At 50.5% G+C, this 26053-nt stretch carries 24 protein-coding genes and 1 tRNA gene; 11 read left to right on the forward strand and 14 right to left on the reverse strand.

From position 1 onward, the window contains the following. Positions 1-118: 118 nt before the first annotated feature. The 4 genes from NUV89_RS09245 to NUV89_RS09260 all read left to right on the forward strand — a co-directional run bounded on the left by NUV89_RS09245 (position 119) and on the right by NUV89_RS09260 (position 6979). Positions 119-206 (forward strand) — tRNA-Ser (locus NUV89_RS09245). 1273 nt (positions 207-1479) lie between these two features. Continuing rightward, positions 1480-2919 (forward strand): site-specific integrase, encoded by a 1440-nt coding sequence (locus NUV89_RS09250; RefSeq protein WP_257781040.1) that lies wholly within the window; start codon positions 1480-1482, stop codon positions 2917-2919. Next, positions 2919-6317, forward strand: a complete 3399-nt coding sequence (locus NUV89_RS09255; protein WP_257781041.1) for a hypothetical protein — start codon at positions 2919-2921, stop codon at positions 6315-6317. Before NUV89_RS09250 ends, NUV89_RS09255 begins: the two co-directional genes overlap by 1 nt. A 2-nt stretch (positions 6318-6319) precedes the next feature. Further along, on the forward strand, positions 6320-6979 hold the full coding sequence (locus NUV89_RS09260) for a hypothetical protein (protein WP_064055422.1): 660 nt from the start codon (positions 6320-6322) through the stop codon (positions 6977-6979). A gap of 360 nt (positions 6980-7339) precedes the next feature. On the opposite strand, the gene NUV89_RS09265 is transcribed toward NUV89_RS09260, so the two are convergent. After that, positions 7340-7615, reverse strand: a complete 276-nt coding sequence (locus NUV89_RS09265; protein WP_257781042.1) for a hypothetical protein — start codon at positions 7613-7615, stop codon at positions 7340-7342. Between the two features lie 17 nt (positions 7616-7632). Here NUV89_RS09265 and NUV89_RS09270 point away from each other — a divergent pair, with 17 nt between their 5' ends. Beyond that, entirely contained in the window at positions 7633-8103 is a 471-nt protein-coding gene (locus tag NUV89_RS09270; protein ID WP_222993528.1) for a 3'-5' exoribonuclease, read from the forward strand. A gap of 620 nt (positions 8104-8723) precedes the next feature. Here the strand turns inward: NUV89_RS09270 and NUV89_RS29915 are convergent. Then, the gene (locus NUV89_RS29915) at positions 8724-9221 is read right to left on the reverse strand and encodes a transcriptional regulator (protein WP_181643154.1); all 498 of its coding nucleotides are present in this window, start codon (positions 9219-9221) and stop codon (positions 8724-8726) included. Between the two features lie 239 nt (positions 9222-9460). Between NUV89_RS29915 and NUV89_RS09275 the strand changes: the two genes are divergently transcribed. The 3 genes from NUV89_RS09275 to NUV89_RS09285 all read left to right on the forward strand — a co-directional run bounded on the left by NUV89_RS09275 (position 9461) and on the right by NUV89_RS09285 (position 10828). Further along, entirely contained in the window at positions 9461-9856 is a 396-nt protein-coding gene (locus NUV89_RS09275; protein WP_198581004.1) for a hypothetical protein, read from the forward strand. A 210-nt stretch (positions 9857-10066) separates the two neighbouring features. Continuing rightward, positions 10067-10357, forward strand: coding sequence for a hypothetical protein (locus NUV89_RS09280; RefSeq protein WP_238587189.1), 291 nt, complete (start codon positions 10067-10069; stop codon positions 10355-10357). 90 nt (positions 10358-10447) lie between these two features. Then, positions 10448-10828, forward strand: a complete 381-nt coding sequence (locus NUV89_RS09285; protein WP_222993525.1) for a hypothetical protein — start codon at positions 10448-10450, stop codon at positions 10826-10828. Between the two features lie 970 nt (positions 10829-11798). On the opposite strand, the gene NUV89_RS09290 is transcribed toward NUV89_RS09285, so the two are convergent. The 6 genes from NUV89_RS09290 to NUV89_RS09315 all read right to left on the reverse strand — a co-directional run bounded on the left by NUV89_RS09290 (position 11799) and on the right by NUV89_RS09315 (position 19364). Then, positions 11799-12500, reverse strand: a complete 702-nt coding sequence (locus tag NUV89_RS09290; RefSeq protein ID WP_257781043.1) for a hypothetical protein — start codon at positions 12498-12500, stop codon at positions 11799-11801. Positions 12501-12631: 131 nt separating this feature from the next. Beyond that, positions 12632-13390 carry a hypothetical protein gene (locus NUV89_RS09295; protein WP_042560309.1) on the reverse strand — a complete coding sequence of 253 codons (759 nt, stop codon included), beginning with the start codon at positions 13388-13390 and terminating at the stop codon, positions 12632-12634. Positions 13391-13477: 87 nt separating this feature from the next. Beyond that, positions 13478-15160 (reverse strand): UvrD-helicase domain-containing protein, encoded by a 1683-nt coding sequence (locus NUV89_RS09300; RefSeq protein WP_222993521.1) that lies wholly within the window; start codon positions 15158-15160, stop codon positions 13478-13480. Then, the gene (locus NUV89_RS09305; RefSeq protein WP_222993519.1) at positions 15157-17079 is read right to left on the reverse strand and encodes an ATP-dependent endonuclease; all 1923 of its coding nucleotides are present in this window, start codon (positions 17077-17079) and stop codon (positions 15157-15159) included. Before NUV89_RS09305 ends, NUV89_RS09300 begins: the two co-directional genes overlap by 4 nt. Positions 17080-17665: 586 nt before the next feature. Beyond that, positions 17666-18946, reverse strand: a complete 1281-nt coding sequence (gene umuC / locus NUV89_RS09310; protein WP_257781044.1) for a translesion error-prone DNA polymerase V subunit UmuC — start codon at positions 18944-18946, stop codon at positions 17666-17668. Then, complete coding sequence (locus tag NUV89_RS09315) at positions 18933-19364, reverse strand: LexA family transcriptional regulator (RefSeq protein WP_257781045.1); 432 nt, start codon at positions 19362-19364, stop codon at positions 18933-18935. The genes umuC and NUV89_RS09315 overlap by 14 nt, the downstream gene beginning before the upstream one ends. A gap of 99 nt (positions 19365-19463) precedes the next feature. On the opposite strand from NUV89_RS09315, the gene NUV89_RS09320 reads away from it, so the two are divergent. Continuing rightward, on the forward strand, positions 19464-20174 hold the full coding sequence (locus tag NUV89_RS09320) for an SOS response-associated peptidase family protein (protein WP_257781046.1): 711 nt from the start codon (positions 19464-19466) through the stop codon (positions 20172-20174). A gap of 98 nt (positions 20175-20272) precedes the next feature. Here the strand turns inward: NUV89_RS09320 and NUV89_RS09325 are convergent, their stop codons facing one another. From NUV89_RS09325 to NUV89_RS09340, 4 genes are all read right to left on the reverse strand, one after another. Continuing rightward, complete coding sequence (locus tag NUV89_RS09325) at positions 20273-21007, reverse strand: hypothetical protein (RefSeq protein ID WP_257781047.1); 735 nt, start codon at positions 21005-21007, stop codon at positions 20273-20275. Between the two features lie 287 nt (positions 21008-21294). Beyond that, positions 21295-21630 (reverse strand): hypothetical protein, encoded by a 336-nt coding sequence (locus NUV89_RS09330; protein WP_257781048.1) that lies wholly within the window; start codon positions 21628-21630, stop codon positions 21295-21297. Between the two features lie 170 nt (positions 21631-21800). Then, positions 21801-22295: a hypothetical protein gene (locus tag NUV89_RS09335; protein ID WP_257781049.1), complete on the reverse strand. Its 495-nt coding sequence runs from the start codon at positions 22293-22295 to the stop codon at positions 21801-21803. A gap of 288 nt (positions 22296-22583) precedes the next feature. After that, positions 22584-23303: a hypothetical protein gene (locus tag NUV89_RS09340; RefSeq protein ID WP_257781050.1), complete on the reverse strand. Its 720-nt coding sequence runs from the start codon at positions 23301-23303 to the stop codon at positions 22584-22586. Positions 23304-23532: 229 nt separating this feature from the next. Here NUV89_RS09340 and NUV89_RS09345 point away from each other — a divergent pair, with 229 nt between their 5' ends. Both NUV89_RS09345 and NUV89_RS09350 read left to right on the forward strand, forming a co-directional pair. Continuing rightward, positions 23533-24585, forward strand: coding sequence for a DUF4062 domain-containing protein (locus tag NUV89_RS09345; RefSeq protein ID WP_257781051.1), 1053 nt, complete (start codon positions 23533-23535; stop codon positions 24583-24585). Between the two features lie 32 nt (positions 24586-24617). Next, complete coding sequence (locus tag NUV89_RS09350) at positions 24618-24917, forward strand: hypothetical protein (RefSeq protein WP_257781052.1); 300 nt, start codon at positions 24618-24620, stop codon at positions 24915-24917. A gap of 87 nt (positions 24918-25004) precedes the next feature. On the opposite strand, the gene NUV89_RS09355 is transcribed toward NUV89_RS09350, so the two are convergent. Continuing rightward, positions 25005-25424 (reverse strand): hypothetical protein, encoded by a 420-nt coding sequence (locus NUV89_RS09355; RefSeq protein ID WP_257781053.1) that lies wholly within the window; start codon positions 25422-25424, stop codon positions 25005-25007. 139 nt (positions 25425-25563) lie between these two features. Next, entirely contained in the window at positions 25564-25800 is a 237-nt protein-coding gene (locus NUV89_RS09360) for a hypothetical protein (RefSeq protein WP_094774137.1), read from the reverse strand. Positions 25801-26053 lie beyond the last annotated feature (253 nt).

The raw sequence follows: 26053 nt of genomic DNA on the forward strand, positions 1-26053 counted from the left end.
TGGTTGAATGCACCGGTCTTGAAAACCGGCGAACGTTAATAGCGTTCCCAGGGTTCTTATCTAAGGCTATCTCCAGTTGCACCTTGCAGTACCGCTTCATCGCGTCATCGGAATACACGGGAAATTGGCAGAGTGGTTGAATGCACCGGTCTTGAAAACCGGCGAACGTTAATAGCGTTCCCAGGGTTCGAATCCCTGGTTTCCCGCCGCGAACTCAACAAAATCAAGGGCTTAGGTTAATCCTAGGCCCTTTTTTTATGCCTTTTTGCACCGATCTTTCGTAAGGAGCTTCTCTCCCTTGCGACACATTCATAAAGGCGCAACAACCTAGATGCGCCTTATGACGTGTGATCCGTTCTCAGAGAGAAAGATCCTGGCAATTGCAGCTTACCGACGTCTCTCTGATATCCGCTCCCCCTACATTCCTTGCGCACAGCGGTGACGGGTGGCGCCTCCGATGTGCGCGCGTCCTCATCCTAAGCCTTAGGAATTCATAAAAGCTGCTCAGTCAGCGGATGTCTGAGATCTCTCATCGGGCATTCGCAAGCTAATCGTTTATAGGTGGGTGCCACTTTGTGCGAACGTGATACCTCACCGGGCCGGGAAGGTCTGTGCTGCGAACCCTCCGAGTCTATAGCTCACCCTTGGCCATGGTGATCGAAAGCTGGCTTGCTTACTCAATGCTGAAAGATTCAGGTAGCCCCATAGCTCCCCATCTTCTTCAGCGTCTCGGCGTTCTGGTCGTCTTGACGCCTTGCCCCGCGTTCACCTGTAAAGCTCTTGCGCCTGGGGAATGCTCTTAAGGTCGTGAGTGTCAGGTGAGGGTGGTGATGTCCGACGCTCTCAAGCCTTTCGAGCCCTTTCAACAGTGGGAGAGCACGCGGGGCGCGATCATTCATCAGGTTGTATCTTTAATTGGCGCTGTCACAGCGTGGTAGCTCCTTGGCCGCCATTCTGTGGCGACTGCTTTGGGGTACAGCGGCGGGGGTCGATATCGGATATCAGGTACCAATGCGGCCGATCTAGAATCGGTATGCTACGAGCATACTCTAAGGTGCAATAAAAATTATTGCACCTTGTTGATCAGCTGTTTTTTGTGTGTCAGGATGCGTGCCACTTTAGCGTCAGTTATCGCTGAAACTGCACAGAAGGATTGCAAATCTGAAGAGAATGTATTTGCCTGAGACAGTTAGTGGGCTTTATTAACTGTCAGTCAGGCCGATAAAAATCACGATGCTAGTTTGTATGTTCAGGATCTTTCGGCCCTGACTCCACGGTTGATACCAACGTTAATTATCCGCCCTTTCTCGAGGGTGTGACACGCTTATGGTCGCCATCCAGCGAAAAAATACGCTGTCGATTGTTAGTGCCTGGTCTAAAGCTTAGAAAAAACGTGATTAAACAGGATGGTATAGTGAATTCGAAATCAACTGAAAGGCTTCAGTTACATGTCGGCGTTTCAAACAAGGACATGATCATTTGAACGCGGTCGTCCCTTTACGTATGAACCATGTCGAGCTGTTTGAGACGACACGTAATGGAACTCTTACGTTCCGAATGATTTGCCCTGATCACACGATGACAGAGTTCTTCGATGAGTGGGCTTATCAGCTTGCTAGAGCTAAAGCGTTCAAAACCACACGTACATACTGCTACGCGGTGCGTGAAATGCTGAACTATATTCATCAAGTAGGTATTCAATGCGGTGGCCTTACTGCATTGCAGTTGCGAGAGGCATTAGATAGCTATGAGAGCTACCTGGTCAGCGGTATTTATAGCACATCATCCGTAGCCAGAGAGGCTGCGAGGGTGCTTGGTAGCAGAGAACTGGGTGGCGCTTCTATTGCAGTGCATTTTGCGGGTGTAAATAATTTCATTACCGCTAGTGAGGCGATGAGGGAAGCATTGCTGCAGATGCAGGACAGCGGGTACGTCTCTGAAATGGCTATCTCGATGATGCCGCTCACTACAACCAGGTACATGGAGGCGCCTCGGAATGTCAGGGCTGCGATCAGGGCGAACAGCTGGATGGCGGGCTGCATCGCAGGGGGCGCAAAACGGATCAAACAGAAACACCTGAGCCCAGTATCTAAGCCCTCGACAGTGTCGCGCACTGATGAATTTGGAGGGGATGAAAAAACCTTTCCAATTGACAAGTGTAGGGATTTTATTGAAAGCGCTAAGTGTCTGCGCGACAAGGTGCTGTGGAGCTTGCTAGCAGCATCCGGCTGCCGGATTTCGGAAGCGCTTACAGTATTGTGGGACGACATTCATATCGATACCGATAATCCGAAAAATAATAAGGTATTTATCGTTGATCCTGACACGCGTCTAGATGTTTTGATTCATTACATCCCTGAGCATCAGCTCAAAAAGCTTGACCATAAGGGGCGGGTTAAGCCTGATACGTTTTTGATCCAGCCCTTTGCTTCAATGTTCTGGTATTACTTAGGGTTGTATGACCAAGAACAGCGTGCTCTAGAAGCGAGTAGGCACCGTCCGGTAGCGCACAGATTTTTATTTCGTAATCTTCGTGACGGAGGCCCCATGCCCACGTCTTATCAGGCCGTTTACGAGCGATTCCGTTCAGCTGCGCAGAAAATTACCGGCATGAGCTACGGCTTTCATTCGCTCCGTCATATGTACGCGTACTACCTGGTGAACCATTGCCCTAATCCGGTTGGTCATAACAGATTCGGACTGGATTTGAAAACTGTGCAAGTCTTCATGGGGCATAAAACCATCAAGGCAACTGAGCGATACGCACGTAAAGATATAAAAATGCTTGAGGCAACATTCGCGGCTATCAATATGCTTCGCATGTCAACGGCTAACTACAGCGTGACACACGTTCAGATTCAGCATCTCGAGAATGAACTCAAGCAACTCAAACTCTCACTGCATAGCGACAGTAAATAATGATTAATTTGCACCCTGTCAACGCGATTTGGCTCGTGGAAGAAAATGAGGTTGCTCCGCACTTCGTTAAGGCTGTTGCGACAGTTCGAACCCTTTATAAAAAATACTATGGCGCACAGCCCGATAGTGCTGCAGATCGGGTCGAGTCTGTTTTTAGGCGTGCTCTGACCTTTGAAGGGTGGGGCGTGAGTGAGGTTCAGCTGACATTAGAGGCAACGTTCCGCAATAATAAAGTGCGCTGGAGCGAAATTGATCCTAGGCTTTCGGGGCTCTCAGCCGCCTACGAAGGTTCAATTTCTCAGTTGTTTCGCTTGGTTTTTATTACGCTATGGGCACGGAAAGTTTTTGTTGCTCCTCTCGGGATGCAGACTATCGCCCATATGCCAGAAGTATTTGATACGCTTTGTGAGAAGTTGAATGTAGAAAATCTGACGTTGATTCGCGGTGTGCACCCTGAATCCAAGATCAAAAGTCTTTTCAAGAGAGAAGAGTTTGATAGTGGGAGCAGTCGCGTAAACTTCTGGTTGAGACTTCTGTTGAGCACCACTGCCTACGCCATTGAGGATCTCTCGCAATCCGATGCCAATAGCCTGTTTTCAGCTGCTAATGGATCAGGACAGTTGCCATTGCGCAGGTACTACGTCAATGACTTTCTTCTCACACTCTCGTCTCAGAGTGCGGAAAAGAAACAGATGGTTGAGGATGTTATCAACCAATACCAGCTTGAAAAGCGCGAGAACAAGCCTGCGCGGGTCTATAGAGGGCGGATCCGGGTTGGAAAAGTAGAAAAGAAAGCTGAAAGCGCGTATGAAAAGTCTTATGCGGCAGCGCAAGAGATTGCATCCGGTGTGCGAGAGATGAATTTCGCAGAGGATTTTAGTACATATTTTCCGTCCCACATGTTTAAGAAAATTTTCTACATTGGAGGGGAGGGCGAAGATTCGCTTTTTTATGAGTCCTCGCGTTATCCTGTGAAAGTATTTTCCTCGATGGTAAACGGTTTTTACAAATCGTTCATGCACTCGATGAGGCTCCAAAACTCTACCAATCATGAGTTTGTACTCGGCTTGCTCATGAGTTATGTCATGTGCTACCTGCCTAATTTCTTCCTCCAACGGGATGGTGATCTCTTAGACTATCCTAAGAATTTGAATGACTTCAATTGCACCCTTTTTTTTACCCGAGAGTCAGTTTTTCTTGACGGTATAATCCTATATGAAAAGGAGCCGCCAAGAACGTTTATTGGTTATGTTAATGAGTTTTCTCGTGTAAAAGGGTGGGGTAGCGATACTCTTTACGCTCGAGTAGGCATCGTTGATCGCTTTTGTGATTATGTCGAAGACAATAATATGGTGTTGCCAGGTGCCGATAAGTTTAAAAATAATTTTACGAGCGCGTGCTATCCAGCTGTTTCAAAAAGGTCTGGCACTGACAAAATTCCGGTTCCAAGACCTTATTTTTCCACATTTATCAGCATGCTTGACAGTCTTGAGTATTTGATCGATCACATTAACTGTATGCCATATTACGATGGCCAGTTAGAGCAAGATGTCAACTATGGAGTTTTGGGTGGTGAGCTTTATCAGCCCTCCACGGCCGAGCTCACTCATAGTCATGCTTGGGCGGGATTGATCGGTCGCAATGTTAAGGGTATCGATGAGGTCAATCAGAGTCTTTTGAATTATACTCCGATCTTTTATCATGAGAATAAAATACTGACTTTCAAATTTCTCCCCCGTTTTTATAAGATTGTCGATATCGAGATTAGGGGTGAAGTAGTTAGACGTATTTCTCCCAATGAAGTCAGATTGACGCAGCTGATGTGTCACACTGGGATTCGCCAGCAGCATCTGATTTGGCTGGACAAAGATAAGTATGATCGTGGAGTAGATCGGTATCGCTCGCTCCCATTCCAACCCATGTTTGTCAGCTCAGATAAATCGCATGGGGAGTGGACGGCGATTGTTGCTATGCGCGCAATCGAGATCATGGACAGGCAACGCAAGTGGTATGATGCGTGCACTTCGCCTAGTTACAAGCAGGACTTGTGGTATGGCATGGTTGAAGGATCCAAATTTGGTCGATACAAACCCCTGTTCAGGGGGCAAGGAAATACCGACTCTGATTGGAACAACTCTCGGCAGTTTCGTGTTTACATGTTGATTCTGCAGCATTTCATTCGCGTTCAGATGCAGGACGCCTCTGGGGAGGACTTGGTTTTCGTCAAGTCTGAAGGTGGTTCGCCTGTTCCTTTTCTCGACTATTCGCCATATTTCCTCAGAGAGCTTGCCGTCAATGATCTGGTCAGCCCACACACCCCCCATGCATTGCGCGCGGGGTTCGTATCTGACGCGATCAGGCTCCTACCGCCTTCGATCATCGGTCAATATTTGACAGGTCAGAGTGAGGCGCTTGTCTGGTATTACGCAATTTTTGATGGCGACAACTTGTCTGATCACCAACAGTTGCTCGCTGATTACATGATGAAAAACATGCAGAGTATTGAGCGGGGTGATGCTCCTGAACTTGCTGAGACCGTCCTCAAGCTTCATGCTAAATTGATGACGTCTATTGAAAAAGATCCAGTGCAGGCTATTAAAACTCACGGCTTGATCAGCCTCGCGGGTGTAGCGGCTGACAAGAACGGGCTTGAGACACTGCGCGCAAGACTATACACCAAGCTCGCGTTCAATAACTGCCATATTTGCCCGTTCGATAATCGTTGTCCGAAGGAAGTAGTCTCCAAAATCGGTGGGCACCGTCAATGCGCGTTGTGCCCTTATGCCATCCGTGGTATCGATCACTTACAGGCTGTGAGTGCAGAAAAAGATAAAGCAAAAGAGATGATGAAGGTCGTGCTTGACAAAATTCAAGAGTATCGAGCTCTCAAGCCAAGCGCTCGCAATCCGCAAATTTTGGAAAATTTGTATGTTGAGTATGACCACCATGCTTTGGAAGCTTACGCCCTGGAGGCTATTGAGCAGCAACTGTATCTGATGGCGCAAACCGGAGAGGCAAATAGTTTTTTTCTCCGAGAGAAGGATGGACTGATGGCTCACTTCCAGAAAGTCGAGATCTCAGAATCCGACCACGTCCTGAAGCGCTTGGTCGATGTTCAGAACTTTCCGGATCTTTCCAGTCCTCGGCTTGATGCGCAGTTCGCCCAAATGAGGATGAGGATGCTTGTAAACCAAGGCAAGTATGATGAGCTACTGAAGCCGAGTAACAAACCTGCGAGTCATCAGTTGGCGTCACAGATTTCCAGCATGATGACGACGGGCATGCTCAGCGTCCGGGACGTTATGAAAATCAGTCACGACAGCGCCAATGTTAGCATGGTAGCTAGGCCCGCTTTATCACTTTCTGCTAACATGGGGTTAGCAGAAATGGGAGCATAGCATTGGTTCAGCGACTCGATCCGTTTGATAATTATAGAGCAGAGCACAAGGCATTACGCATTAGACATATTCGTAGTGCGCTTGATATTCTGTCTAAAGCTACGTATCCGAACATCACAAATTTGGCAATCGACGTTGCTAAAATTGTGAAAGAGTTTGAATACCGAGATTTCGAGTCGTTGCCTGAAAAGACTAAGGTCAAAGGCTTTAAGCCCGTTAGCCATGTCACGCTGCTTAGGAATTCCGACTATCGTCTTTATCTAGATCGGAGCGGCAAGATAGAGGAGTCTGCAGAGGAAACTCCTGTCGTTACTACTTCGGATTTCGAAGCGCTGAAGATCCGCAATGCGAGTTTGAATGGCCAAATAGACCAGTTGAAACTCACAATCAGAAATATCGATTCTGGTGTTCTTCCTAATTCGCCAGAAGAAACGGATAAGCTTCGTAGCGAAACTGAAAGCCTTCGTGACGCTTTAACGATGGTTTGTAGGGTACTTGACAACGTTTTGGGCGAGTGTAGTCAAGTCTTGATCACAGTCCCACCTGGGCAGGAAACTGAACAGCAACCGTCGCCCGGGTTGTGGGGATTATTCGATATCATCGCTACTTATGACGAGCTTTTGAAGCTTGATACTTTACGTAGACAACTCTGCAAAGTTTAGCCCTCACGTTTCCTTGGGAGTGCCCGGAGTCGTACATTACAATGACGCCGGGGCGTGGGGCGTTGAGCACCAAGTGTTCAGCATCAACAGGTCGCCCCAGGTCTAGCAACCTCAGGCGCTCGATGATTTTCAAAGACTGGCGATGCCCCGCCTTGATATTAACCCTTGTGAAAATCGTCCTTCTGCTTTCAAGTAGTGTTTATGCCAGTAAGTCTGGTAGGGCGTAATTTTAATCCAGATTTTCCAGCCGCTTCGTACTCGCCACTTCGCTATCAATTTAGAGCGGTCAGTCGGTAAGGGCTCGTTGCTAGCACATTGGCCTAATACAGTGCCCCAGAAATCCTTTTCGAGTCATTTCAGCTAACTCAACGGTGTAGCTTCATAGCTCAATCGTCCGAAAACGCTTATCCGATCAGCAACCAATGCACCGACTCGCTCTTGGGCAATTTTCAGTATATTCAGGATTTCTTGACTCACCTGTTTGGTGGACAGGTATTCCACGACTGGCTTGGGCGGAGCAGCAGCGTGACTCCACATTTCTATGATTACCTTGAGGAGCCCGTCTGAGCCAAAATGCTTGAGAGCCATTTCCCACAGCTGACCTTCCTGCACCATATCCAGGCGAGGCCTAGTCATAACGGAGTTCCAGCAACATGATGGTCTTTCTTGATTGCGAGTTTACCGAGCTCTCGGCGGCAGCGAAGCTGATATCACTGGCGTTAGTCGCTGAGGATGGGCACGAATTTTACGTGGAATTGCTCGATGCTTGGCAAGAAGAAGACTGCAGTGATTTCGTAAAGGAAACCGTGCTTCCACAGCTGTGGGGTGGGAGCTACGCGTTGCCCATTATTGAAGCCAGGATGTCGCTGCTCAGATTTCTGACGTCGTTCAAAAAAGAGATCGAGATCGTCACTGATGCCCCTCAGTTCGATTGGGAGCTTTTTTGCGACCTGGTATATGAGGACGGGCGATGGCCCAGAATCGTTCGTAATTTCCCTACTGACGCAACGACCCTTTCTCCGACTAGCGGGGGTGAAGAGCTGCCTCACCACGCCTTGCTCGACGCCAGGATCATCGCCGGCATGTTCGTATCTGTAAACCGAGGGCATCCCGGTGGAACCTGAGCGGGTTAGACGGAACTATACCTCTAGCTGATTCGCTGGATTTTCTTGATCTCAGATCACACCAAATCTCGTACAAACCACAAAAAGTAAACTCAAATACTTGGCTTTTGTTGGCAAGCCGAGCCGGGGCCTACGGCCCCAAATTAACGAGCAGGTTACAAGGTGCGTAGGGGCAACCATAAGCGATGGTATTTGCTTGAGAGTGAGCTTAAAAAGCTGTCATATCGAAAGGGTCAGATAAAAACGGCGGCCAGCGAACCAGCCTCATTTCTAAAATGAAAAATGGGCCGGTGCAGGCAACGCTGCTTTTCTTTTGAGTTCAAAATATAGATCTCCGATTTTGAAAAACGAATTCAAGGGCAGAGATTTCATAATTTCGAAAAAGACATTAATGTCGCATTTGTGTAAATCCTGAATCAGGATCTGGCACCATCGCTTATGAGGTTCTCGTGCGCAGGGGGCTATGGATTAAGCCGGAAATAAGGTTATCCAGTGATCGAAGCCACTTGGCGGCAAACCGATCTTTCCGCTCGGCCTCGCGTTGTCGTGTAAGCCAAGCTCAATCTCAACGCACGGCCCCGAGCCCTTTGAGAGCACGTGCGTCAATCCAGCATTGTCCTCTAACAATCAGCTCTAGATTCGGTAGCGTTAATCCTCTTCCAATATCGATGCACAGTCGATAGAGCCAGCCCCGTCTCCCGCGCAATCTGCGATTGATTCATTCCAGCAGTCTTAAGCTCGCGAACGACGCTTTCGCTTCCCTTGTTCTGAGGCTTTCCAGGCTTACGGGGGGCAACCCCTCCATCAGTGAGCTGTTCAGCAAGAATTCCAAGACCTCCTTCTTTCTCAAACGCTTGCAGCTGCTTCAGGGCAGCATCCATGAGGACAGGGTAAGGGGTGTCTTGCTGTTGGGACATACATAGAGCTAGGAGGGCCAGAGGGTTTATTCGAAGGCCCTCAGCAAGGCTCTCGAACTTCTCAAGAGTAATGCTTGTTTCGCCTCGCTCGAGGGCGCTGAGTTTAGATTTCACGGAGGCGTCAGAAAGGTCTTCGTGCCGAAGTTGACGCTGCTTACGCAGTGCTCGGATGGCGCCTGCGAGTGCGATTCTAAGCTGCATGGCTCACTCAAAAGTCAGGATATAGCCACACAGTAGGGTTTCCGTTAAATACCAAAATGAGGTAGTATTGCGCATATCGCGACCAAGACGGCTCATAGCGAAGCTTCCGTAAGCTCGTTTTGGCAATTTATGGGAATTAGATGAGAGCGTTTCGCTGGGCATGAAGACCGGTATGCGGACTATCCAGCAAGCCTCTGCTGAGCAGGCGTACTACTCGTAAATGATTTCGGAGGCAGCACATGGTTAGAGTGATCGATGCGGGCCTTTTGGGAGACCCGGGAGCCTCTCTAGTTGGCTCAGAACTTAGCCTCGAAGACGCGATGTCTGCAGCTAGAAAGCGCTACAAGTGGATGCCTCTCTGCGCCGTAGAAGAATGGACAATCTTAGACGCCGTCGTCACCGACGAAGAGCGAGCCAAAGTAACCGCCGCAGGCTGCCAGCCAATATTTATGTTTGCCCACAAAGTTGTGCACGACGAGCAGCGCCGTTTCGAACCAGGTCATTGGGTGCGCTCAAGCATGGGCACCGCTTTCAAAGAAGGCTACCTATTCGAAACACGTAACACGGTCTACCTATTGCTCGGGCCTGGCCATCGCAAGTCATCTTCTATCGAAGCAATATTTTCTCTTTTCTGATTACCAACCGGTTCTGCTGAGCAACTGACGTGCTCCAGCAGCTTGAGGCGACACATGTTCAGAACCATAGACAGCGACCTCATAGGTGTCCCAGGAATGTTCGGCGAGGGCGTATCCAACTGGCGTGGAGTGTCGAGGCTGCTCCGAACTCCTTGGTACCACCTGACCCTTAGCGTCGAACACCAGGGGGGGCACAGCGAGTGTGCGGTGATGATTGACGACACGCGCCAGCTTCAAGAAATTTTGGTGAGCCAAGGCTCTGATTTAGGTATCACCGAAATCATGGCTGTGACACCGTCTTGGATGAATAAGACAGGAGGTTGGCAGATGGAGCGGTTGACCAGATTAAGCGTAGGTGAGGACAGAATTGGCTCTGAGGTCTGTGTCCTAGAGGTGGGTGAGGGCGAGGTTTACCACACCTCGCATCAACCAGATTTCCAGATCGAAGCGCTGGCGAACGTAAGACCTGTCTTTCTCTCAAGCATGATTCGATCAACATGAAATTTACCAAGAATCCCCCACGATACCAGCGCGCCTGGTTGCGTGTGCAATTTCGGATAACTCCATACAGACCGCAACCGGAGCGCAATGATGCTCGACACCATTGATGTCACTTTTCACGGAAAACGCCATACAGATTTCGATCTCAAACGTATCATTAAAGCCCAAGAGCAAGGCTTTGATGTGCCGGTTACCGCTTACCTTTGTGGCGTTTCCATCAGGTCGCGCGCAGGTATCGGTGTAGTGTTTGGCCACAAGCGGAAAGACCAGTATGGGCGGTTTTGCGATGGTCACCTGATCAGAACTTCTGACGTGGTCAAGGTCGAGCGTGAAGGCAGGTTTTGGGTAATGACGACCGAGAATTCTCGCTATGTACTCGCCACGTTTCAGCGAGGTAATGGTCGTTCGAGCCTGCGAGAGTTCTTGCGCCTCTCTCGAACGCTCCATCCAACACCTCGGGTTCTGCAGTGATATTCCGTCGGTCTATCGGCAATACATTTTCCTACCCAACCTGATTTTGGGGGGAATGTAAACACCACCTCAAATTCGTAGCCGTTAGGTCTATGAATTATACCCTACGGAGCCTCTCTACAGGGCTCGTTTGCCAGCAATGTTAGAGACTGAGAACTATCCCGCGAGGTATTTTCTCTGCCATATAGCGAGCATCTAAATTGTTCGGCGCCGGCGCTCGTTGCCGTTGAGTACATGGCACGGTTTGCACAACGCTTGGAGAGTCGCGGTCTGGTGAGCATCATGGAGGAGCTGTAAAGCATAGTGTCCTGGTGGCAAAGAGAACGGCTCTTTGTCCAGCCAGTCAAAGCGGGAAAATATCTCCTCAATCTGGGAAGTGCTGAGCGTCTGAATGATCTGGGCGACCATAACCTTGAACTCGGGGGACACATGGTCAACTTCGGTAGACGGATTGTTCTTGCACCGTTCGCATACAGGGTGCATCGCTCTGTAGCTAGAAATTATAGGATGCGCAGCATCCCGGAGTGCGCGATCCAACCAATCCATTTCGTCTCGAGGGTTGATGCACTGCGTCCATGAGACTGCGTGCCAGCCATGACCCGGAAAGTAGCCTTGGAAATCGTAAGCGGCTCCCGGTCGGGGTAGCTTTCGAAAGTGAGTAGGGCGCAGATCTTGGGCTGCGCAGTGGTAATGCTTCTGATGTATTAGGTCGGCGATGATTGAGGACTCAAAATCTTGTCCGAAATCGACCTCTGCGATCTTCCCTTGGATCATCTCTTTGAGTTGTGTCTTCGTCATTCCCTGGAAGAAATCTATGCCTCGGCTCATTTTAATTCCCTGAGTACGGTGTGTTCGAGCAGTGCAGCGAGTAGCCAGTGTCACCGGGATAAGTGGCTTGCAAAGGTGGTAGGCTCAGAGAGCGAACGGTAGGTCTGAGGCTCGTGTGCCACCCCCCCCAGGCAAGAATCGATCAACCACCTCCATGAGCAGGACACAATTCGTCTGATAGCGAGTCATCGTCCCTACACGCAAGCCTAACTGCCTCGGCGACACTGAGAGCGCGGGTGGGTATCGAAAGGTTATCCATGACTAGATACCTCTGCTGCGTGGCTTGGTTGCGCAGCTTGAGGGCTTTCAAAATGTCATCAATAACTTTCAATGTTGCGTTTGCAGGCGCTGTTTCGAACGTAATGTCCAACACCGCCGCATCTAACTGTAGGTAGTTCTTGCTGTTCGTCGGAGGCATGATAAACGGGGTGACTTTATCAGCAGGTAAAATCCTTCCATTCAGTTCGTCGAACTCAGTCACTGGAATCCAGCCACTGTTGCCACCTGGTAGCTCGTACCCTCCTGCGCCGACAGCTTTTGCGACAATTGTGCGAGTAGCGTGGGCAATTGGCTTCTGCGGTGGATAATCTACTTTGAAACGCTTAACGATTTGATCTGCTGGACTATCGTTTCTTAGGTCGAAGTCGTAATAGCGGCCATGTGGTTTAACGAACGATAGCGTCACGTCTCCAACCAAAAAATTGTAGGCTGTGGTCATTAACAGACTGAAAAGTCCAAGCGATGCCAGAGCAGCGAAAGCTTTGGTGAACCATAGTTTTGGGCGACCATAAGGGGCTGGTCGTTTGAACGATTTTGGTGTTTTTGCCGTGCGTCGATTTGCCAAGATTTCGAATCCATTACTGGGTGAGTTTCATCCCTGTTGCTTCAAGCGCGAGGCGCGCTCGCGGTACTGAGATGAAAGTCTACCAGCTGGGTCGCGAGAAGCTAGGTTGCCGGCTTTCACGGCACGTGGAGTCAACGGGCTGCTTTCCTTTTTGTCATGAAATCTATCAGATCTTTAACAACGACATTAGCGGCGTTGTCACTTGATAGCTCGGAGGCTCGTATCCTTCTAACCTCTACGCCTTCCCACGTCAAAGGAACCAAGCGCTTATCAGCATCGGCAGGTGATTCGCGATGATAGGTATCTCCGTCGACCTCAATAATGAAAGTCAGACCTTTGAACACTACTACGAAATCGGGCTCGAGACGATTGTAGGCTTTGCCTATCCGTACGAAGACTGGAAGCGGAGCGACTGCGAGCTGTGCACGTGTCATTGCCGTGAACAGAGTGACCTCAGCCTGAGAGCGAAATAGAAGTCCCTGATGTTCCCTCGAGGCAATATTGTCGCTTCGTACTCGTCCCTGGTTGGTGACACCTTCACCTTTCACATATCGGATAGCTTCTTCTCGCCAATTTTCGGAGGCTTCCCCAATACGTGGGGCAATGGTCACCCCGTTTAGGGCCTCGTCATGAAGGGTTGAGTAGAACGGGGTCACTACGTCATAAATCGCTTTACTGGTAGCTTCGCGTTCTACATCTGTCATGGCGTAGTACAGGGGGATAGGAAGAGCCACCATGAGCTGCCAATAATTGACACCGAAATCGGTGTTGATCAACTCAGCTGTGCATTCGCCTGATACCAAAACGGCAATTGCACGAGCATCTCCGAGTAGTTTGAATGCCTCGACCGCTCCTGCTGCCAGATCTTCCATGTTGAACGGTGAAAACATTAGGTGCCTCCTAGCCTATGACGAAAAGGTGAGCGTCTCGCCTGCAGAACTTTAGGTTGATTCATTACGGTATAGCCCCCAAGGGTTTTAGCCTTTCCACGCATGCAGCGAGCAGGTTTGATGCTTAGCAACGTGGCTGACGAATTCGCCGTGCTGAGTTCTTCGCTCGTCCCATCGCTTCTTTGAACTCTTGGGTCGAGGGCGTAGCTCAGAGGTAGTCAGCACGAGCCTCTGCTTCGCCCTAGAAACGCCTACGAAAAAAACGCATCGTTCTTCTGCAAGCTTGCCCCAGAAGGCCTGTGTTTCAACTCCTAGGAGGATTACAGAGTGAAACTCTAATCCTTTACTCTTGTGCATTGTCAGGAGTCTGACAGAGTCGCTATCGGACAACCCCGCCAATACCTTGAGTAGATTCGGCTCATCGGTAAGTTGAGCTCGGATACGATTTCGGACGTCGTGTACGACCTCGGTTAGGCGTTGGCGAGATTGATAGTCGGGCGAGAAGGCCGCTAAGTCGGATGCGCTCAGTCCCTTGAACAGCTCCAAAACGAGCTTCCACCAGGAAACATACGGAGTGGGGGTTTTGCTGTCGGCGGCGACTTGTCTTTTGTGAGACCGAAACAATTCTTCGAATATCTGGGGTGCGCTGCTTTTACTGTTGTCGTCTTCAAACGGAGCAAGCTGCGACATCAACCTCGACCATGCCTCGGACTGCCCGGGTTCGTATAGGCAGGTTAGGTAGTCAACCACTAGACCTACTGCAGGTTCCTTAAGCAAGTCCTGTAGCTCGTGATCATTGCGAAACGGTATGCTGTTTCGCGAAAGTTGCTCCATCAACGCTTCAGCATATTCCTCTATCTGGCGAGGCATCAGGATCGCGATTTCGTTAGGTGGAATGCGCTCCTCAACTATCCAGTGCTGAATGATTTCTGTGAGAGCCTCAGCCTCTTCAGCTGAATTTCGGAAGTGACCGGTGAGTATGTCACCGCCGCCACCATCCACGAGATCGTCAGGCATCACAGCGGCAGCTTCAATCTCTCGGATAACATCGTTCTGCATGCGCAGCAAGCGAGGTTGAGAGCGGAAGTTCAGGAATAGTCGAAGAGGGCGGGCAGCGAAATCGTCAGCGTAGGTTTTGAATATTCCATCCAGTGCTCCCGCCCAACCCATGATCGTCTGCTTGGTATCACCAACGGCGGTTAGAATACTAGAGGTGTCGTGGAATAGCAGCTTAATGAGTTCGTATTGGTCGCCAGTGCAATCTTGAAACTCATCGAGAAACACATGGGAATAGGTTGCGCGTATCGCATTGAGGGCAACCTCACTGTCCTTCAAAATTTTCAAGGCGAAAGGTAACAGCTGGTTGAAGGTTATTTGTTTTCCGGGGACGTACTCGGTGCCGATTACGTAATCTTGGCCTAGCGCTTCGTCCACTAATACGGGCCGAAATCTATCGATGATTCGCTTTGCAAAACCGTGAAAAGTCACGCTATCGAATCGTGAAGCATGTTCTATGCCGCAACGCATATGTATACGTTGCTTTAGGTTCCGACTCGCGTCTGTTTTGAACGATACGGCGAGGATCCTTTTAGGGTATCGGCAGCTGTTGGTGCGCAGGAGGAAGTCGGCACGTTGAGCGAGAACTTCAGTTTTACCTGCGCCAGGCCCGGCAGTCAGCACGACTGATCTTTCGCATTCCCGAATCACCTCCCAAGCACTTTTCTCCAGGCGAATCCCTGGGGAGGAAGTCCACCGATCTGGATTGATCATTCAGGCGACTCCTCCAGCTTTGCAATCACTCTGTCGGCCAGTCGGTCGAGGGCTTCGGGAAGAGAGGCTAGGAGCTGCTCGTCGGTAAGTCGCCCTAGAGCATCCAGGTGTGCGGCTGGTTTGCTGCTCAGTTTGAAAAGCTTGTGGTAAGCAGCAAACCAACTCTGCTCTTCCTCATCATATTGCGCTGGATTGAAATGATTTTCGCCCAGAACGGACGTGTGGTTTTTTGCGGTAGCTGGAATCGCTTCTGCTCTGTATGCCTGAGGAAAGGCAACTAGCATCGCAAAATCTAAATCCAAGGGTGCGGAGTAAAATACGTCGCGCTTTTCAAGTTCTGCGAACAAGCTAACTGTGCCATTGTTGAAATGGTGATGGGACTTTATAGGTCGCTCGGGATCGTCCCAGGCATGCCGACTCCAATCCTGTGGAAGGTTGAGGTTAGGTGCATGCGCATCGAGTTGGTCTCGAATGTAACCTATACGACCCCATCCACCCTGATGGCGTCCAGTGTCGAGATCTAGGAGGGTGATGTAGGGAGTACCGATTGCCGATAAGAGTTTCCAGAAGTGGTTCACGTGCCGACCCCCTAGCGGAGCGATGGCTACTGCAAATTCGTCAACAGGAGCCCCCTTAGCTTGAAGAATTCTGGGCAGTACGATTTCCTCGCTGTCGCCTTCACCTAAAACGACCAGTCTTGCGAAATACACCTCCGGAAACGCCTGAACAGCCTCTCTCACAAATTTGTAAGCATCACTGCGTTTGGGCGGCAGCAAGATCTTCGTGACTTGGGTTTGTCGATTGCTGTTAAGTCGAAGGTAACGGATGTGCTCCGGCTCTACTCGACGCAGCATCGACGGCGCTTGCGTTGCGATCAATGCTTGAGCATCAACACCTACAGAGGATTTCAGGGAGTTAACGATACGGCCTAGGTAATGAGGTGAGAGACTATTCTCAGGCTCTTCTACCGCAAGGATCGTGAACGCTGGTGGCTTGAGTTTGTGGGGGTCAAATGAGGTGTTTTTGCCTGATCTGACTTCCCTCCCAATCGATAGTGCTGAGAACACAAGAGACAGATACAGCATGGATTTTTGTCCATCGCTCAGGCGTACGAAATCCACCTGATTTTCACCATGACCTGGGCTGAACGAAACAGACAAATGCCTGAGCAAAGCCTCTATTTCGGAGTTTTGAAACGTCAATCGCGGGGAAGCAAAGAAGTCGCCCCTGTGCAATTTTTGCCAAGCTGAGCTCAGGCTATCGCTCAACGCTTGCACAGACTTATTGCCTGTAAGGCACTGGGTAATTTGCTCCGTCAATCCTGCAACGGTTTCGCGATCATTATTCCAGTTGGCTGCCCGCAGTAGCCTACCAAGGAGGGCCGTGGCGCCATACGCCACGTGGTCAGATGGATCGCGGCGTGCGGGAAGGTAATGAAGGTGGATTTTGTCTCGGTGTCTCTTAGGGACTGATGCGGTTGATGTAGGTTTGCCTGCATCGTCTGTCTTTGTCACAAACAGAAAACGCTCTTCGATTTCACCGTCCTCGTACATCGTCGCTTCTAAACGAAAGCGTACTCGTGGCACATCGTCGAAGGTGCGTAGGGCCATCTGATTGAAAAACTCTGGAACGGTATCTGCGTCCTCATCGTCCTGTGTTTCTTCAAAGCTGAAGTCGGCCTCGAGCGAAAGCTCCCTTTGCTCTGGTGGATTTTCCTCAGATGCCGGGACGTGGAAATCAGAGCGGCGGATACGTCGCAGATTTGGTTCAAATGCGAACATCCGACAGAGGCCTTGAAGCGTTGCTGTTTTGCCTGCCCCGTTAGGGCCTAGTAAATAGGTCACGTCCTCAAAAGTAACCTCTTCCCCTTCAGGCCCAAAGGATTGAAAATTGTTCACCCGCAGACTGCACAGCTTCATCGATAGTTTCCTTACTGAATGTTTGGGGTACACGCTTTCCCAAGATCATTGCATCCGGCCTTTGGTGCGGATGTACGGTTTCAGAGCTGAACGAGAATAAATTTACACAAATTTCAAAAGGCCACCATTGAAATCGATTTTCAAAAACGGAGATCTATTATTTGAGAACAAAATAAAGCTGCGGTGGCCCAGCCTTCCTGGGCTCGAACGCTAGTGTGTATTGGCTTTGTTTTAGGCGTTTTGCTTTACCTGCTCGTGCAGTGGCTGTTTTTGGTGTCACGATTCTGAGATCAAAACGGGGGAAAAGTATGTGTGGTTGCGGCTTTGTTTAATAGCTCGTCCGTTGGGGCCGCTAGGCCCTCTGCTACTATTTGTGATCAAAAATAAAAACTAAGAACCTCTATTTTTTGCGAGGGTGTTCGAGCTTATTGAGTCGCGGGATCATTCCGTCTTGCGACGCTTGACTTGTTGAGGATTTTGTAAGTTTATTGCGTATTAGCTGCTGGTACTTCTTTTGCTCCACTCATCCAAGCACTCAGTTAATGTTAAAAAAAGAGTCGTGGTGAGCGGGGCGGCTTAGTACCTGTCACGTAGCCCTGACCGTCCACAACTGATCTACCTTCGTCGTGTAGCTTTGGCTCATTAGGTCTCGACGCATCGCCCATCCAGGCGCCGCAGGCACGCTAGCCAACCGTACGACTCCCTTTCCCCAGCGGCCATTAATCTCATCCAGAACGCTCATGACCTTGTCCGCCATCACAGGCTGGGACTGCGCGAACAGATCACCGGTGAACTCGCCAGGCTGGCGCAGATCCATCAGCAGAACCTCCGCCTTGCTGTACTTGAAGCCCGGTCGGAAGAGGCGATTGACCGCTTCCGTAGCAGCCTTAGTCATCAGCCGCACGTCATTGGTCGGGTACGGCAATTCCACCAAGGCGCCGTTCGCATACTTCGCTTCTTCGGGATTGAACATGCCTGTCCTGATACTCACGCGGATCTTCTTGCACAGCGAGTTTTGCGCTCTGAGCTTTTCCGCCGCGCGTTGTGTGTAGGTGGCGACGGCCTGCTTGATCGGCTCGATCTGGGTGAGCCGGGCGCCGAACATCCTGCTACAGCAAATCTCTTGCTTGGGTGGGTCAGTTTCACCTAGTTCGAGACACGGTGTACCGGACAACTCGCGAGCAGTCTTCTCTATCACCACGCTGAATTTCTGACGAAGCATCCACGGATCGGCCTTCACCAAGTCCATGGCGGTCTTTATTCCCATCGCTTCCAGGTGAGCCTTCATGCGCCTGCCGATGCCCCAGACCTCGCCGACATCGGTGTTGCGCAGCGTCCAGTCCCGTTTGAACGGGTCGCACAGATCCACCACACCACCGGTGATATCCAACAGCCTTTTGGCGGTATGGTTGGCGAGCTTGGCCAGCGTCTTGGTGCGTGCGATGCCTACACCGACAGGAATGCCTGTGCGTTTGAGAAGCGTGGATCGCATGTGCCGTCCGAATGCAGACAGATCTCCAGGGAGGCCAGTTAGATCGGCAAACGCCTCATCAATGCTGTAGACCTCTAGAGCTGGCACCATCGACTCAATGATCGTCATGACGCGCTCACTCATATCGCCATAGAGCGCGTAATTACTGCTGAAGGCCACGATTCCATGCCGGCGTAGATGGTCTTTGATCTGGAAGTACGGCTGGCCCATTTTCACAAAGGGTTTGGCGTCGTAGCTGCGCGCAATCACACAGCCGTCGTTGTTGGACAGCACCACGATGGGTATCTTGGCTAGGTCGGGTCTGAACACTCGCTCGCAGCTGGCGTAAAACGAGTTGCAGTCAATCAGGGCGAAGACTGGCTCAAGTGTTGTCATGATCGCGGACGCTGTATTTCACCACTCCCCAGATCACAAGCTCGTCGCCTTCCATCACATGCCTTGCTGGATATTTTGGATTTTCGGACAGGAGGATCACGGCGTTCTCACGCAGAAGCAAGCGCTTGCAGAAAGGCTCCGAGTTCAGCGCGGCGATGACGATATCGCCACTGACCGCATCGATGCTTCGATCAACAACCACCAGATCCCCTGAATAGATTCCGGCGCCCTGCATGCTATCTCCGTCAATCCTCACCAAGTACACGTGCGGCGCGCGGATATCGAATAGCTCATCGAGGGAAATGTGCTTTTCGATGTGATCAGCCGCAGGGGAGGGGAAGCCCGCCGGTACCCTGGATGAATAAAGGGGCAGCTTTTTACCGCCAGTAGCGAGAGGGCCGAGGATGGTGACGCTCATGATGCAAGCCTTAGATTGGTAGACTGTACGTATATACAGTTAACAATTTGCTTCGCTTGTGGTCAATCTCATAAGCATCACTATTCGACGGGTGACAGCATGTGCGGACGCTACTCGATCTACGAATCGATGGATCACTACCTGAAGGAGCTCGCGCCAGAGCAGTTGGTGATCAACGGCTACGATCTTTGGCCAGTAGAGCGATACAACGTCGCACCCTCGACCCGTGTGGAGATCATTCGGCCAGTGGACGACCAATTAAGCGTAGATAAGGTGAAATGGGGATGGTCACCATTTTGGGCGAAAGGAAAGCGTCCTGACCCGATAAACGCCAGGGTTGAAACAGTCATGACTGGGAAGTTTTTCAATCAGCTCTGGCCAAGCGGTCGTGTACTTGCACCGGCAAACGGGTGGTTTGAGTGGGTCAACGATCCGGCTGATCCAAAGAAGAAGCAGCCTTACTTCATAACCCTGAAGGAGCAGGCTCCGATGTTCTTCGCTGGGTTAGCTGAGGTTCACCAGGGCTTGGAGCCAGACCCTCGCGACGGCTTCGTCATCATCACCGCCGCCAGCGATCAAGGGATGGTAGATATCCATGATCGGAAACCGCTGGTTTTGGCTCCTGAGCACGCCCGCGAATGGATCGCCTCAGATACTTCCCCTGAACGCGCGCGGGAAATCGCGATGGAACACTGCCGGCCTGCTACCGATTTTCATTGGTACAAGGTAAGCAAGGCTGTGGGTAGTGTTCGCAATCAGGGCCCAGAATTGGTCGAGCCGCTCGCAGGGGCGTCAGACGGCGATGAATGAGTACGTACCGTAATGTTGATGGAGGGCAGCTGCAGCGTTGCTCAGCCGTTCCATGAGTAGCGGATATTAGATTTTATTAAGAACGGACGTCGCTTAGATCAACCCCCAGTTTTGACACCCGGCATACCTGAGACCGCCCAGGTAACGGCTGATACTGGTACGGTATATGCCCTGCCGTTAGCAAAAAGCCCGCAGAATTTATCCGAGCACTGGATGATCCGGAACTGGGTGACTTCTTCAGATTCGGGTAGTTTTAGAGTCACGACGGGGGAATCACTAAAACCCTGCTTAACGTCTTCCCTAGCGGTTTCTCGTCCTGCATCGCTAAAAGGCATAATTACCATCGCGAGTGACATTGAGATCAAGCACAGGATGATGAAAACACCATAACTTCCAACGAACAGAAACAGTCCTGCCCTTCGCCAGGATTTAAGAAAAGACCGTTTCTTCGCTTTTATAGGCTTCTGATTTCTTTGATTAACAGAGCCCGTACGGTCTGTCATGAAATCAACGAGACCAAAAATCAGGCTTAGGCCAACCATGCCTAGAAGCGCCAACAGCCAATTTCGTCCCAATCTGTCGAGTCCGGAGGTAAACCAACTTACAACGACCCTGAACCATGCCACAGCGGTCTCACCGATATACTCCGTTGCCTGCAGAGGAAACATGGACGGGTCAAGGTTCAAGTAGGAGAGATAGCCCTCGTGATAAGCCTTTCCGTTCAAGTAAAAAATGGGGGCTGAAATGGCCAACGCTAGGGCTCCCAGCTTCCCCCAACCCATGAACGTAGCCGCTTTTTGTTCCGAACCCTTTTTCAGTCTGTCTTCTGACATTTTCCACTCATTATCTAAAAGTCCTAGAGAGCACGGTGCAGCCCTCCTGTCATGCCTACGTCTCAACCAAGCGCCGAGGAGTCATTCTTGAAAGTCTGTGCGTTGTCAGCATCGGATGCACTGCGAAAGTGCAGCGCTGCATGATTGATCGTGGGTTTGAGCCTAAAAACAAAATTATGCTGGTTTGCCAGACTTACTCAGAAATGAAGGGCTGTTCGTCGACGACGCCACCGAGTTAAGGGGGGGCGCTCGTTAGAGATAGAAAGCTCATCGGCCCAGTGGCTCGTCTACATCGAGTTAACCCATACTACATCCACGTACTTGTACTTCTTCCTAGCAGCCTTCACAGCCTCCTGCTCAGCAAGCAACGAGCTCAACGTATCGGCCTCGTGAATCAACTCGATCATTTTCCCCTCGAACTCGTTTCCAACCCGTAGCGTGACCTGCAGCTTGGGCGTAAATGCTTTCGCCACCTTCTTCTTGGCTGCTGGAGCGACCACGGGTTTCGCGAGCACAACTTCTTCCGCTGGCTCCTGCGCTAGAGGAGCAGATATCTGCTCTGCTGGCTGAGGGGTACCGAATAGAGCATGACGCATTTCTTCTTCAGTTAATTCAGAGCTCATAGAACATCTCAAAAAGTGGGCGGTAATCAGCTCGACGAATTCTACTAGGATGGCGGCTCCAGGGTGTCCTCTGGGAGCATGTATGGTCACTGTGAATTCGGGCTACGTGGTCAACATTTCAACGTGGTAGTGGGCTAGATAGCGATAAAAATGATGCAACGTAAGCTAGGCTATTGAGGGCTTAAGGGTTCATCGCAATGGTTGTCTGGCTTCGTCTTCGACAACTGAGTGAACTGCTCCAATGCGTTTTGGAAATCCTCCAATGCAAAGCTTACCGGCTTGCTCTCGGCGATCCATTTTGTCGAGATTCCAACTTCCAGTTTGGCCGAAATACTACGACCAAAGCGCCGCCAGTGTACTGTGTCACCTTCGATTATCTGCTCAGCGACCAAGACGATACAGTCAAAATTCATGTCATCGCTACAGACCAGCAACGGCACAATTGTGGAGCTTCCATCCTCCGCCGGGATGATGCGACGGTTCGCAAGAGCGTCTTCGTCTTCGTCGATAAGCCAGATCAGAGAAAGACCAAGGCTTGCGAGGTCTGCCCATTCAAGATGAGTGGACAGCCATTGCTCAATTCCAATGCCGTCAATCATTAACCATGCACAAGCGCTCCTTGCGAATCCAGGTCGGTAGTAAGCAGCGCTGATAACTTGGTGCATGGCGAAGTCCTTTAGTGTGGTGCGGCTGGGTCATAGAGAATGATGATACTCCAGTGGTATCACGGCTATACGCCCAACGACATGCGGCTCACGACCAAGGCTCCCACCGAGTCGGCCAGTCGCCTGTTTTGGTCTGGTTTCAAATACAGCAAGGCGAAAGTGACGCTAATAGATCTCCGATACGGATGACCTGTTCGCCCATTTGATTTACAAGTCCGGCACAATCGCTTAAGAATCCGGATTCCCGCATCGACCTACGGACTCACCATTGATCCGTTGAACTCCCATCTATGGTTGTGGTTGCAGGTCTGTATTGCTTTTTCCGATTCTCACTTCGCAAGTCAATTGCGCTTTGGTTGGATCGAATGAACAGGCTTGCTTACGACTATCTTTGTCCTTAACGACCTTCACCAACGCGACGTACCCACCCTTTTGTTCCGTGATGAGGAAGACTTCATCGACAGGGTTGAACGCGCCACCCACAGAGTGTATGTACCAATAGCCAGCCAGCACTATCCCCAGCAGAGTGGCGAGATCTTGCAAAAATTTAAATCTCACCAGCAGGCTGAACGCGACGAGCAATAGCCCCGCCGCTGTTACTAGGTAGCTCAATGAAATCGCGGTGCCAAAGAAAGGAACCATACAAAACGTGAAGATAAGGGCTAGGATAGTCATTACCGCGACCCACTTTAGCCAGTATGTTTTCCATTTTTGCTCTTTGGCAGCAAGCCATGCTTTACACGTAGCCAATTTCCGCTTGAGGTAACTCTTGATTCGCTTCATCAGCGGGACATTTTGGATCTCCCAATTGCACCGAGCGTTCGCCAGTTCCTCGTCCAAAACCATCCGCTGTGCCTTAGAGATAAGTTCATATTCCTCCAGGGTCTCGACGTAGTTTTGCGTTGCCCCTGAGAGATGATCTGCTTCCTGTCTGCTAGTGGCGTCATGAATTGAAAGGATTTTCGCTCGAGCGTTGTCGAATGGTCGCGTTTGGTACTTACTAGACATAACGTCATCCTTGATTTGGGCCGGGTACTTTACATTAACCATCCATAAAAGCATGCCTACGCAAGCCTGAGCTTAACGACGACGTGATACCAAAATGATCCCTTACATAGTAAATATGTCGCTTTTAGTCGCGCTGGGCCCTGTAAGCCCTGCTGAAGATGCTGCTCCACAATAGGAACTGAAAGTGTAATGTGGGGCATACCAAGGAGCTTTATCGGAGGATGGGTGCATGAATGTTTTTATCAGCTCGGTAATAAGAGGTTTTGAGGAATATCGCGCAGCTGCAAAAAAAGCGGTAATGCTGTTAGGGCACACGCCAAAAATGAGTGAAGAATTTGGCGCCAGACCTTACTCCTCGCAAACCGCGTGCATGCTGGAGGTGGATCAGGCCGATGTAGTCGTTCTGGTGCTGGGTGCAGATTTTGGCTTTGAGACCCAAACAGGTGAGTCGGTTACTCAGCAGGAGTTCCGACGCGCTAAAGCTTCAAACAAACGCATCCTCGCTTTTTTGGAAACCATACCGGCCAACGAAAAGCAGGAAGCGTTTAAGCGTGAGGTTTCTGATTACGTCGATGGACTTTTTCGAGTGACATTTTCATCTGCGAACGAACTGGCAGATGGAATTGTGCAGGCTCTCAGCCTTTTGAGGCAGAACCAAACGGCGATTAACGAAACGGAATTCGAGCAGAGGCTGGCCCACCGACCCAATGAATCCAGATCGAGCGGATACGGTCACGACGCTACTGTCGAGTTCGTATTTCTTCCGCAGCCGGCGCTGGGTGGTTCGCTGAGAGTGTCTGATGCTCAGCGGGACGAGATCTTCTTGAAGGTCTGCCAGGAGGGGCTGAGCGCCGTTAGAGACGGCTATAAGCCCCACGATCAACCGGAGACGTTGGGTCTAGATACCAACGTACTCAAGTGGCGAATGCAGGACGACGGTCTGCAGTGGGTTTCCGTCTGTCTTTCCAATGGAAATGCAGGAAGTCGGAATGACATGTTTTCGTCCTATTACGTTTCTCCGTCGAAAACGCGATCCGCCGCGCTTGCTGCTTTTAGTCTGGTTACACAAGGTCGGAGTGGCTGGTTTCAGATAGCTTTGCTTGGCATGGACAATAAAGTCTTTTCGGAGCCACCAGCTTCCACAGCTTCGAGCATTTCCATTCCTCACCGCACCGAACGCTTGCTCCAAGAGAGGCAGCTCCTTTTGCCGGCAACCCAAAGTGCATTCGAGAGTTGGTTAGATGACGCGCTATATCGAATGGGTCGCAAGCTGAATTTGTAGAGATTTTTAGAGCACGGTAAAGGTACAGCGCAATGGATAAGACAATCACGGTGGATCAGCTGGCTAGCACCGATCTGAGATCAATCAACGAGATATGGCTAGGCGGTACTTATACCCAGCTATGCCTATGGCGTGGCGAACAGGTCTTCACTCACGAGATGATGAGCGAGGGCACCCACGATCAGAATGTCCGACGCCTGTGCTTGCAGTTGGTCAGCGCAGACGATCAAGCCGCCGTGGCCAGCGTTGAGAAAATTGTGCGCGAACGGCTAAAAAAGATTGGGAAGGAGGGCGAGTTTTATCCGGCTGAGGAGGCGGACACTCATCGATAGCACCCAGCAGCTTTGGAAAAAGAAATAGGGTGTCGGCTAGTCGTGAGTCTTCAGTGCGCCACGTGAGGATGTGTTGCGATTTCGGCTTTATGGGCAATTGCAGTAATTCTGTGTTTTGGCGCTCCTGTATTGTTCGTTCCACCAGGTGACAAGCTCAGCATGTTGCTCGTGAGTGATCCATGCGAGATTTGTTTTGTCCGCCGGGTCGCCCCCAAAGACTAAGGGCTTCGTATACCACTTGATCTTGCCAGCGAAACGCTCGTCCGGGTCAAGGTAAATCTGCCGGGGAAAGGTAAACGGCACGGCATAGGACGCATCGAGTGGCAGCGTTGGAATGGTAAACATTACTCCGGAAGAGTTGATGACGATAAAGTCGTCCCATCCTCTTATACCTAATAGCGTGTACCCCGGCAGATGATGATCAAATCTGTAGGCCTTCATGGCAGCAAAGCTCTCATCCTCCGTGAAGACGATGAGATAGTCGTCGTTTTGCCAACCTTCGTTCATAAGGGATTGACTCACTTTTGGCAGATAGGGAAGGTACTCAGTTTTCTACCAGCGTATTGTGGCCGACAGAAAGCAACGGCTTACAACCGGACGATTTTCTAATCACAGAAGGGCTGCGTTGTTTTGGTACAGGCGCAAATCACTGGGAGCGTAGCCGTTGCCATTCATTCCAGCAGTCCTCCGCGACGATGTCTGGATAACCACGATCTTCTTCCATTGCCAAGGCTGCGCTAAAAGGCAAAGCGATGCAGGTGGATCTGTCTCGGATTTCACACACCTCAATCTCGGTAAGCGGCTGGCCCTTTTTATCCTCGGCGGCTTGCAGCACTGCCGCCAGAGCCGGCACAAAGACTAGACATAACGGATCGGTAGTCATCAGTTTCTTCCCTGAGTCGATTAGAAATTGCATGGTAGGCCAGTTTCGGACATCAACATTACCTCGAAGTGCGAACGTCAAAGTTAGCGTAGCGCGCTGCTATGTGGTGGCAGGAAGACTTATTGTCGCTTGGCGGCAGACCTTCAATGATGATCCTGAAACGCTTAGGATTACTCACTCAATTCAGTACCAAAATGGGTAAGCGTCCGAACTACACCGCCTTGCATCTCAGACCTTAATCCCCTTTAACCGC

The sequence above is a fragment of the Pseudomonas sp. 18.1.10 genome (assembly GCF_024655625.1).
Taxonomy (GTDB): Bacteria; Pseudomonadota; Gammaproteobacteria; order Pseudomonadales; family Pseudomonadaceae; genus Aquipseudomonas.

What these genes read in the sequence shown, in the direction of transcription:
- NUV89_RS09295 (WP_042560309.1), bottom strand. Translation starts at nt 13,390, where the DNA reads ATGTTTTCACCGTTCAACATGGAAGATCTGGCAGCAGGAGCGGTCGAG.
- NUV89_RS09320 (WP_257781046.1), top strand. Translation starts at nt 19,464, where the DNA reads ATGTGCGGACGCTACTCGATCTACGAATCGATGGATCACTACCTGAAG.
- NUV89_RS09325 (WP_257781047.1), bottom strand. Translation starts at nt 21,007, where the DNA reads ATGTCAGAAGACAGACTGAAAAAGGGTTCGGAACAAAAAGCGGCTACG.
- NUV89_RS09330 (WP_257781048.1), bottom strand. Translation starts at nt 21,630, where the DNA reads ATGAGCTCTGAATTAACTGAAGAAGAAATGCGTCATGCTCTATTCGGT.
- umuC (WP_257781044.1), bottom strand. Translation starts at nt 18,946, where the DNA reads ATGACAACACTTGAGCCAGTCTTCGCCCTGATTGACTGCAACTCGTTT.
- NUV89_RS09315 (WP_257781045.1), bottom strand. Translation starts at nt 19,364, where the DNA reads ATGAGCGTCACCATCCTCGGCCCTCTCGCTACTGGCGGTAAAAAGCTG.
- NUV89_RS09360 (WP_094774137.1), bottom strand. Translation starts at nt 25,800, where the DNA reads ATGACTACCGATCCGTTATGTCTAGTCTTTGTGCCGGCTCTGGCGGCA.
- NUV89_RS09350 (WP_257781052.1), top strand. Translation starts at nt 24,618, where the DNA reads ATGGATAAGACAATCACGGTGGATCAGCTGGCTAGCACCGATCTGAGA.
- NUV89_RS09270 (WP_222993528.1), top strand. Translation starts at nt 7,633, where the DNA reads ATGATGGTCTTTCTTGATTGCGAGTTTACCGAGCTCTCGGCGGCAGCG.
- NUV89_RS09305 (WP_222993519.1), bottom strand. Translation starts at nt 17,079, where the DNA reads ATGAAGCTGTGCAGTCTGCGGGTGAACAATTTTCAATCCTTTGGGCCT.
- NUV89_RS09285 (WP_222993525.1), top strand. Translation starts at nt 10,448, where the DNA reads ATGCTCGACACCATTGATGTCACTTTTCACGGAAAACGCCATACAGAT.
- NUV89_RS09355 (WP_257781053.1), bottom strand. Translation starts at nt 25,424, where the DNA reads ATGAACGAAGGTTGGCAAAACGACGACTATCTCATCGTCTTCACGGAG.
- NUV89_RS29915 (WP_181643154.1), bottom strand. Translation starts at nt 9,221, where the DNA reads ATGCAGCTTAGAATCGCACTCGCAGGCGCCATCCGAGCACTGCGTAAG.
- NUV89_RS09345 (WP_257781051.1), top strand. Translation starts at nt 23,533, where the DNA reads ATGAATGTTTTTATCAGCTCGGTAATAAGAGGTTTTGAGGAATATCGC.
- NUV89_RS09255 (WP_257781041.1), top strand. Translation starts at nt 2,919, where the DNA reads ATGATTAATTTGCACCCTGTCAACGCGATTTGGCTCGTGGAAGAAAAT.
- NUV89_RS09280 (WP_238587189.1), top strand. Translation starts at nt 10,067, where the DNA reads ATGATTGACGACACGCGCCAGCTTCAAGAAATTTTGGTGAGCCAAGGC.
- NUV89_RS09300 (WP_222993521.1), bottom strand. Translation starts at nt 15,160, where the DNA reads ATGATCAATCCAGATCGGTGGACTTCCTCCCCAGGGATTCGCCTGGAG.
- NUV89_RS09265 (WP_257781042.1), bottom strand. Translation starts at nt 7,615, where the DNA reads ATGACTAGGCCTCGCCTGGATATGGTGCAGGAAGGTCAGCTGTGGGAA.
- NUV89_RS09275 (WP_198581004.1), top strand. Translation starts at nt 9,461, where the DNA reads ATGGTTAGAGTGATCGATGCGGGCCTTTTGGGAGACCCGGGAGCCTCT.
- NUV89_RS09340 (WP_257781050.1), bottom strand. Translation starts at nt 23,303, where the DNA reads ATGTCTAGTAAGTACCAAACGCGACCATTCGACAACGCTCGAGCGAAA.
- NUV89_RS09335 (WP_257781049.1), bottom strand. Translation starts at nt 22,295, where the DNA reads ATGCACCAAGTTATCAGCGCTGCTTACTACCGACCTGGATTCGCAAGG.